Annotated in this window: 9 protein-coding genes; 1 reads left to right on the top strand and 8 read right to left on the bottom strand. The window is 67.2% G+C overall.

All coding sequences use genetic code 11. From position 1 onward, the window contains the following. Nucleotides 1-111 precede the first annotated feature (111 nt). From R4I43_RS30795 to R4I43_RS30775, 5 genes are all read right to left on the bottom strand, one after another. The gene (locus R4I43_RS30795; protein WP_324269217.1) at nt 112-408 is read right to left on the bottom strand and encodes a Tn3 family transposase; all 297 of its coding nucleotides are present in this window, start codon (nt 406-408) and stop codon (nt 112-114) included. A gap of 584 nt (nt 409-992) precedes the next feature. Next, the gene (locus R4I43_RS30790) at nt 993-1,511 is read right to left on the bottom strand and encodes a transposase (protein ID WP_324269216.1); all 519 of its coding nucleotides are present in this window, start codon (nt 1,509-1,511) and stop codon (nt 993-995) included. Next, a complete protein-coding gene (locus R4I43_RS30785; protein WP_407691342.1) occupies nt 1,508-1,711 on the bottom strand; it encodes a transposase in 204 nt (67 codons plus the stop codon). Before R4I43_RS30785 ends, R4I43_RS30790 begins: the two co-directional genes overlap by 4 nt. Then, nucleotides 1,708-2,577: an NAD(P)-dependent oxidoreductase gene (locus R4I43_RS30780; protein WP_324269220.1), complete on the bottom strand. Its 870-nt coding sequence runs from the start codon at nt 2,575-2,577 to the stop codon at nt 1,708-1,710. The genes R4I43_RS30785 and R4I43_RS30780 overlap by 4 nt, the downstream gene beginning before the upstream one ends. Before the next feature lie 54 nt (nt 2,578-2,631). Next, a complete protein-coding gene (locus R4I43_RS30775; RefSeq protein ID WP_324269215.1) occupies nt 2,632-3,510 on the bottom strand; it encodes a four-carbon acid sugar kinase family protein in 879 nt (292 codons plus the stop codon). Here R4I43_RS30775 and R4I43_RS30770 point away from each other — a divergent pair. Beyond that, nucleotides 3,440-3,715, top strand: a complete 276-nt coding sequence (locus tag R4I43_RS30770) for an FCD domain-containing protein (protein WP_324269214.1) — start codon at nt 3,440-3,442, stop codon at nt 3,713-3,715. The two genes, R4I43_RS30775 and R4I43_RS30770, sit on opposite strands and share 71 nt — an antisense overlap. A gap of 612 nt (nt 3,716-4,327) precedes the next feature. On the opposite strand, the gene R4I43_RS30765 is transcribed toward R4I43_RS30770, so the two are convergent. The 3 genes from R4I43_RS30765 to R4I43_RS30755 are packed head-to-tail and all read right to left on the bottom strand — an operon-like array spanning nt 4,328 to nt 8,126. Continuing rightward, nucleotides 4,328-5,488: a cysteine desulfurase family protein gene (locus tag R4I43_RS30765; protein WP_324269213.1), complete on the bottom strand. Its 1,161-nt coding sequence runs from the start codon at nt 5,486-5,488 to the stop codon at nt 4,328-4,330. Beyond that, nucleotides 5,485-6,768 carry an MFS transporter gene (locus R4I43_RS30760; protein ID WP_324269212.1) on the bottom strand — a complete coding sequence of 428 codons (1,284 nt, stop codon included), beginning with the start codon at nt 6,766-6,768 and terminating at the stop codon, nt 5,485-5,487. The genes R4I43_RS30765 and R4I43_RS30760 overlap by 4 nt, the downstream gene beginning before the upstream one ends. Next, nucleotides 6,765-8,126 carry an MBL fold metallo-hydrolase gene (locus tag R4I43_RS30755; RefSeq protein ID WP_324269211.1) on the bottom strand — a complete coding sequence of 454 codons (1,362 nt, stop codon included), beginning with the start codon at nt 8,124-8,126 and terminating at the stop codon, nt 6,765-6,767. Before R4I43_RS30755 ends, R4I43_RS30760 begins: the two co-directional genes overlap by 4 nt. Nucleotides 8,127-8,191 lie beyond the last annotated feature (65 nt).

Genomic DNA, 8,191 nt, shown 5'->3' with positions numbered 1-8,191 from the left:
GTGAGGGCACGATCTGACCCCAGGACTCCAAGGCCCAGGAGAGGAGAGTGCTCACTCACCAGCGGCTACCAGGCACCGAGTCTGCCCGATCAGCCGACCCGGTAGATCCCATTAGGAGACTCCCTCCAATTTCAGGCGGCGGTCCATGTCCAGCCGGAACCGGCCGTAGGGGTTGATGTTTGACCAGAACAGCGGTGTCAGGCCGCGCCGGTCGGCCTCGTCGAGGGTGTCTGCCCAGGCCGGTTCGGCCAGGACCTGTTGCAGCAGCAGGGTGTTGACGTGCACCAGTGCCGATTGGAGGAGGTGCAAGGCGAGCATGGACACCTCGCTGTGTTCGCGGTCGGGGCCGGTGAGATCGCCGTCTATGCCGTAGAAAAGCACGGTGTTGCCGGAGTTCCACTGCTCCACGACCTGCAATCCGCCATGGACCTCGCGGCGTTGTGGGCGCAGTTGAGGCCCCGGGATCGTGTGGTGCTGGATTTGGTGACCGAGCCATGTGTGCTGACCACTGACCAGCTTCGTGCCTTGCCGTTCCCGTCAGTCTCGCGCGCTCAGCACAGGTTGCTGGCGCTGGCTGAGGCCGGCGCGTACTGGAATCACCGAAGCTGGGCCATCTGCTGGGTGTGAACCAGTTCTTCGCCGAGCTGGGCGAGTATTCGCGCCGCACTGGGCTCGGAACCTACCTCGTGGACAGGTCGGGCTTCGATCGTGAGGGGCTGCACACGTGGCGGTCCGAGGAATCGATCACAAGTTATACGAGCACGCGATCACCTCGGATGGCTACGGCTGCTGGCACGAACACCGCAGGTGGCTGGGAAGTTTTTCGAACACGACACCGGCACCGAACCCCTCCAGCGCGTCGGGGACAAGATCGACCGCTACACCAGCTCGGGGCTCGTCGGCTGGCGGGCATGGTGCTGATCTCGACCAGCACCGCACGCTGCGAACACGGCTTTCGGAAAGCTCTGCAGGCTAAGAGCCTGTTCCTGAACTCAGCTGAGGCGTTTGCTGGTGGTGTGGATCACGGCCCATCGGACGATGGCTTCGTGGTGTTCGGGGAGTCGTTCGTAGTCGCGGACACAGTGGCGGTGCTGGTTGATCCAGGCCAGGGTTCGTTCGACGACCCATCGTCGGCGCAGGACGACCAAGCCGGTTTGACCGGCGAGTTTGGCAACGATCTCGACGGTGAGACCTAACAACGTCCTGGCCCAGGTGATGAGGGTGCCGGTGTAGCCGGAATCGGCCCACAGATGCCGGATGCTCGGGCAGACATTCCGCAACCGGGCCAGCAGGTTGCGTGCCGCGACACGGTCTTGCATGCCCGCGCTGGTGACTAGCACGCAGATCAGCAGACCGAGTGTGTCCACGGCGATGTGACGCTTACGGCCGTTGATCTTCTTGCCCGCATCGAAACCACGACTGGCCGCGCCCACGGTCTCGGCGGCTTTCACCGAGGCGGAGTCGATACTGCCCGCGCTCGTTGCGGCCTTCGGCCAGGCGGACACGGTCACGCAGCCCGTCGAGCAAGTCCTGGGTGAACCGGCGGATTCCCACCGCAAAAGTGGTTGTACACAGTGGACCAGGGTGGAAAGTCCGCTGGCAGGGCCCGCCATTTGGTGCCGTTGTCGACTACGTAGAAGATCGCGTCCACGATCTCGCGGCGGCAGTGCTTGGCCCTGCGACAAGCGCCGGGAAGTCGAGGCTTGTTCAGCGGTTCGGGCGGGGAGCGATCACGGTGATGACGCTGGAGTCGTCGGAGGCGCCCTTGCCTTGAGCCGAGCCCAGGAGGAAGAGCTGCTCGGCTGCGGCCGCGACCGGAGCGGCCAGCCCCGTTGCGCGGGCGGCCGTGTTGACGATCGCCATGTCCTTGACGAAGATGTCGAGCCGACTGCGGACCTCGGTGTCGTCGTCGTAGGCGCGGATGGCTCGGGGGCCGCGGTCCCCGAGCATGAACGACTCGGCGGCGCCGGCCATCAAGGTCTCCAGGGCGGCCTGCTGGTCCAAGCCTAAAGCATCGGCCAGTGCCAGCGCCTCAGCTGCGGCCGCGATGTGCACACCGCACAGCAGTTGGTTGACCGTCTTCATGGCCTGGCCAGCACCAGGCTCGGGCCCGATCCTGGTCAGCGTGCTCGCCAGTTCCTCGAGAACCGGTTGGCTGAGCTCCCACGCTTCGTCGGTCGCGCCGACGGTGATCAGCAGCTCGCCCTCGCCAGCTCGAACCGGGCCACCCGACACGGGCGCGTCGACCAAATGCAGGCTTTGCTCCGAGAGACGGCCCGCGACCGTCCGGACGGCGTCGACACCGATGGTCGAGGTGAGTACGACGGCCGCTCCGGGGGGTAGCACGTCCGCGACTCCGTCGGAGCCCCACAGCACCTGCCCAAGCTGGGCGCTGTCCCTCACCGCGACGATGACGGTGCCAGCGCCACTAGCGGCCTCGCGTGCTGAGCCGCACGGGGCGGCACCGTGTTCAGCGACGAGTTCGCGCCGGGCGGGATCGATGTCGTAGGCGTTCACGGTTCGGTGGCCGAGGGCCAACCGCGTGGCCATCGGTAGTCCCATTGCTCCGAGGCCCAGGACGGCGACGGTCGGGTTCTCGCTAATGGTGTTTCTCCTCTGAATTGGTGGCTATCAGCGGGAAAGGGTCTCGACGACATCCGCGAGCGCTTCGGGCCCGCCGACGTTGCCTGCGAAAACGACGTAGGGAACGCCCTTGACGGGCCCGCCCATCGGCTCCCACAGCGAGACGATTCCGGGCAGCATCGGGCCGCGGACGAACGCGCGCTCAATGCCCAGCCCGTGCGCGGCGACGTCGGATGAGGTGATCCCGCCCTTGGCCACCACGAATCGCGGGGTGACGCTCTCGACCACACGGCGGACCAGCTCGACGACGGCGGCGCTGACCGTGCGGGCGATGGCGAGGGAGTCGCGGGCGTCCGAGCCGGTAACCAGCGTCCGTGCAGTGCGGATGACGACGTTGCCGTGGGACAGCGCTGCGCGCGTGGTCCGCGCGAGTTCGCTGAGATGGTCTTCCCGGCGGCCGTCGCGCACCTGGTCGATGTCGATCTCCAATTCGACCGGGGCATGGCGCTCGCGCAGTGCGTCGAGCTGCCGCGTGGTGGCCGAGACGTGCGACCCGACGACTACGAGTCCGCCCCGGGTGGCGGTGTGGGTCTCACCGTTGAGGGCGTTGAGCTCGGTCGCTCGCAGAGGCTGGCGGGGATCCTGTCCGATCAGCGCTCGGACGAAGGGAGGGCCGACCCGGTGGAGGAAACGGCGGCCCGCGTCCCTGGCCTCGTGGAGAGCGAGGACGAGTTGCCGCATGTCGGACTCGTCGACGATGTCGACGACGATCGGTTGTGCCGATGCTGCCTGCATCAGGGTGGCGACGACGGACTCGCGGTCCGTTCGCAGCGCCGCGAGGTCGATCGTGAGGACGTTGGAGGCGGATGTCTGGCCGCCGGTTTTCTCCTCGACCCAGCAGCGGCGCCAGCTCGAGCGATCACGCACCGAAACGTCGAGCGTTCCCGAGATCCGGGACCACGCCCTGCGTCACCACCGCGCCATTCGCTCCGCCATCGCCTCAGGCGATCGCCGCGCAGCCCGCGCAGCCATGGACGAGCACATGCAGCAGACCCTCGACGATCTCGAATCGTTCGTCGCCGGCGCAACTCCGACAAGGCAAGCTGATGAATCCAACCGGGCGGCCGGCTGACCCGTCACGGGCATCTCTAGGTCCGTAGCGCCTGTCACACATCCAGCTCGAAGGCGGCCAGCCGGTAGCCCACGGGCAGCACCCCCTACCTGGAACCGGCCTGTCGGGTGCGTCGGCGACGGCGGTATGGGTGGCTCTTGCGTCAAGGCGATTCAAGGTCGACATGGCCAGTGTTCATCGGATTTTGGGCGTCCCCGAGTGGTTGCGCGTCCGCGCTATCGGCGGAGGGGCCTTCTCGGCTAGCTACCGTCCTTGATCCTTGTGAAAAGGGTTGATCGGACAAGGTTCATCCGGATGAGGCGGCGAGGCGGCAGAAAGAGCGCGGGAGATTACCGGTATCACAGGGGGAGAGACGGTCGTTCACGGACGCGACGGTCGGATCAGGAACAAGGGCACCTCGCCGAAGGGGCATGTTCCGAACCCTCCGAAGGACATAGGCCTCGAGGATGGGAACGAGCGTCTCGATCCCGGCTACGACAACATGCGCCGCGCCCACGGAGAAGTGGCCTTCGCCGAACTCGAGCGCGCTCTGGTGCACGACCGCCGCCGCCGTGCCGCAGGAGATTCTGGAGCCACGTTGCCGATGAGCTCCACCACTCCCGCTTCAGTGTTTCAGTGCTGGGTGCGGGCCGCCTCGGCGAGCAGGGTGGCGGCTTGGGTGATGTCGTGGGTGGTGGTCCAGCGTCCGAGGGTGAGTCGGAGTGCGGCGCGGGCTCGTGCGGGTGTAGTGCCCATTGTCGTGAGCACTGTGGATGGTTGGGTTTCGCCTTCGTGGCAGGCGGAGCCCGTTGATGCTGCGAGTTCGGACGTGGTGGTGAGGATGTGGTCGCCTTGAGTGCCGTCGATGCTGATGTTGAGCGTGTTGGGGAGGCGTAGTGCTGGGTGGCCGTTAAGGTGCACGCGGCCGGGCAGGCGTTGGTCGAGCTGGTCATGCAAAAGGTCGCGTAGTTCCGTGAGTCGTGCTTCTTCGGTTTCGCGGTTGTCGTGGGTGAGCTGGGCGGCGTGACCGAGAGCGGCGATGAGTGCGACGTTTTCGGTTCCGGCTCGTAGGCCGCGTTCTTGCCCACCGCCGTAGATGGCTGGTTCGAGGGCGAGTCCGCGCCGGAGGTAGAGGGCCCCAATGTCTTTGGGCGCATACATTTTGTGGCCGGTGACGGTCAGCAGGTCGACGCCGAGTTCCTGGATCGACACGCTGATTTTGCCGGTGGATTGGGAGGCGTCGGTGTGGAACAGCGCGCCGCGGCGGTGGGCGCGTGATGCGAGGTCGGCGATGGGCTGGATGGTGCCGGTTTCGTTGTTGGCGTGCATGATCGAAACCAGGACCGTGTCGTCGGTGAGTGCGGCGTCGAGTTCGGCGGGATCGACCAATCCGTCTGGGCTGACGGGCAGGCGAGTGACCCGGAAACCGTGCAGCTGGGGGAGGACATCGCAGGCGGCGAGGACCGCTGGATGTTCCGTGGTTTGGGTGAGAATGTGGTTGCCGCGGTCGCGGTGGGCCAGGGCGGCGCCCCGGATGGCGAGGGTGTTGGCCTCGGAGCCGCTGCTGGTGAACACGATCTCTTCGGGGGTGGCCCCGAGGAGTTGTGCGAGTGCGGAGCGTGCGGTGTTGACGGCGTCGTGGGCGTTGCGGCCGTAGTGGTGAGCACTCGAGGGGTTGCCGAAGTGTTCGGTCAGGTACGGCCAGCACGCCTCGGCGACGCGGGGATCGACGGGTGTGGTGGCGTTGTAGTCCAGGTAGATCGGGCCGTGGCTCAGTCCCTGGGGGATGGTCATGCCGTGTCCTTGGTGGGGTTGAGGGGGCGGCGGTCGGTGCGGGGGTGGGTTTCGTACATGCGGATCGCGACGCTGATGCCGGAGGCGAGGCTGAGGGCGGCTGCGGCCCAGACGGCGGCGCGTAGGTCCCAGAGGTCGGCGACGATGCCGCCGAGTACGGCTCCGGCGGCGTAGCCGCTGTCGCGCCAGAGTCGGTAGACGCCGACCGATCGGGCGCGCCACCCGGGGTGGGCGACATCGCCGATGGCGGCAAGCAGGGTGGGGTAAACCATCGCGGTGCCCGCGCCAAGCAACGCGGTCGCGATCGCCCACGCCGGAAAGGTGCCGACGATGGCGATGAGGGTGAGAGCGCTTGCTTGGACGAGCATTCCCGCGGTGATGAAGTGCTTGCGTCCCCATCGGTCGGAGAGGGCTCCGGTGGCGAGTTGTCCGATGCCCCAAACGGCGGGGTAGAGGGCGACGAGGATGCCGACCTGGTCGACCGCGAGTCCGGCGCCGGCGAACAGCAGGGGAAACAAGCCCCAGGACAGGCCGAAGTTGAGGTTGTTGACCAGCCCGGCTTGGCTGGCTGAGGACAGCGCGGGGTCGGTGACCGTCGTTCGGACGAAGACCTGCCGGTTGGTCAGATCGGTGTGCTGGCCGGTGAAGCTGCCAGATGGCGGCTGGCTTGCCTCGAGTCGAGCGTGTTCGCGTGTTTCGCGGACGGCCAGTGTGGACAGTGCGAGGGCGAGCACGACATAGGCCGCGCCGAGCAGGAAGGGTGCGGGGCGCAGCCCGTACTGCTCGGCGAGGTAGCCGGCCAAGGCCGAGGTGATCGCGACGGCGCCGTACCCGGCGGCTTCGTTGAAGCCCATCGCGAGCCCGCGTTGCCGGGGACCGACGAGATCGATCTTCATGATCACGGTCGTGGACCAGGTCAGGCCCTGGTTGATGCCCAGCAGGAGGTTGGCGGCCACGATCCAGCCCCAGTGATCAGCCCAGATCAGCATCATCGGCACGGGGATCGCGATGAGCCATCCCGCGATCAGGACGGGCTTGCGCCCGAAACGATCGGACCAGGTGCCGGCGAAGTAGTTCGTGGCGGCCTTGCTGAGCCCGAACACGAGCACGTAGGTCAGCAGGACGGTGTAACCGGTGAGGTGGAACTCCCGCTCGGCCAGCAGCGGCAGCACGGTCTGCTCCTGGCCGACCATGCCGCCGACCAGGGCGTTGACCACCACGAGCAGGCTGAACTGGGCGAGGTTGGCGCGCAGTCCCAACCGCACCGGGGTGGTACTCATACCCCGTGCTCCAACGGGCGGCCGGTGGCCTGGGCCCAGTCGTCGGGGCCACCTTCGAGGACGGCGAGATCGCGGTGCCCGGCTTGTTCGAGCACGCTGGCCGCTCCCATCGCACGTTCGCCGTGCCCGCACATCACGACGGTTGGTGCGTGCGGCAGTGCTTCGACGTGATCAGCGAGGGAGCCGAGCTCGACGTGAGTGGAGCCGGGTACGTGCCCGGCAGCGAACTCCGGGACTTGGCGGACGTCGAGAACGTTCTCCCGGTTGATCTCCTCGGCGCGCACCAGCCGTGTGGCGGTGATGTCCTGCTCATCGGCGATCCACGCGTGCAGGCCGCCATGGAGTTCTCCAGCGATGTTGGTGCAACCGATCTTGGCCGCCTGCCAGGCGATCTCAGCCGGGACCTGCTCGTCTCCGCGCACGACGATCAGCGGACGTTCCGGGTCGGCGAGCCAGCCCAGCCATGAGGCGAAGACTGGACGCAGCGGAATCGACAGCGCCCCGGGAATGTGTCCCGCGGCGAACTCGGGTACCGGCCGCACGTCGACCACCTGCGCTCCTTCGGCCAGCAGCGACCGCACCCGCGTCACATCCAGTCCGGGTAGTGCGGGGTCGGTGCCGAGCACTGCCGGGCCCCGGCGGTTGACCTCGGCCAGGCGCAGGAAGTAGTCGGGGAAGCTGCCGAGCGATCCGGACAGCGCTGCCACGAACGCGTCCTCGCTCTCGGCCCCGAGCAGCGGGTTGGTGGTCTTCTCCGCACCGATCGTGCTGGTGCGCTGCGCACCGGGCGGTGCCGAGCAGAATGACCCGGCACCGTGGGTGGGCCAGACTGCGACCTCGTCAGGCAGGCTGGCGAGCCTGCGCAGCGAAGCGTACTGCTGGCGGGCCAACGGTTCTGTCTGTTCGGGCGCGATCAGGTCGGTGCGCGCTGCCGAACCGACCAGCAACGAGCCCCCTGTGAACACGCCAACCGGCCGGTCGCCGTCGAGCAGCAGGAACGAGAGGTGCTCGTGGGTGTGTCCGGGAGTGGCCAGGGCGCGCAGTCGGAGTCCGCCGAGATCGATCTCGTCTTCGTCGTGCAGTCCGGTGTGGCGGAATTCCCGGTGCCCGGCGGCCGAAGCCAGGATCCGGGCGCCTTCTGTCGCCGACAACTGGCGGGCGCCGGAAACGAAATCGGCATGCAGGTGGGTGTCCGCGGCGAACGCCACGGTCAACCCCCTTCGATGCGCGGCCTGCTGGGCGGCCCGCAAGTCGAGGCTGACATCGACCACGAGCGCGCGCCCGTCTCCCAGATCAACGAGGTAGGCGGAATTGCCCAGGCCCTCGTCGATCAGCGGTACGAGGTCAACGGTGCTCATCGCGAGCGCTCCTTCCGGGCGTGTTCTCCGCATGTGCCTTTTGTTATACACTATTCCATGAAAGA

Origin of the sequence: Saccharopolyspora mangrovi (assembly GCF_035320975.1) — a bacterium.
Taxonomy (GTDB): domain Bacteria; phylum Actinomycetota; class Actinomycetes; order Mycobacteriales; family Pseudonocardiaceae; genus Saccharopolyspora; species Saccharopolyspora mangrovi.
Note: the sequence above shows the minus strand (reverse complement) of the source record. Positions and strands in the feature narration are given on the sequence as shown.

Bases quoted from the DNA above. Each gene is read 5' to 3' on its own strand.
- R4I43_RS30760 (WP_324269212.1), bottom strand. From the start codon at position 6,768: ATGAGTACCACCCCGGTGCGGTTGGGACTGCGCGCCAACCTCGCCCAG.
- R4I43_RS30765 (WP_324269213.1), bottom strand. From the start codon at position 5,488: ATGACCATCCCCCAGGGACTGAGCCACGGCCCGATCTACCTGGACTAC.
- R4I43_RS30755 (WP_324269211.1), bottom strand. From the start codon at position 8,126: ATGAGCACCGTTGACCTCGTACCGCTGATCGACGAGGGCCTGGGCAAT.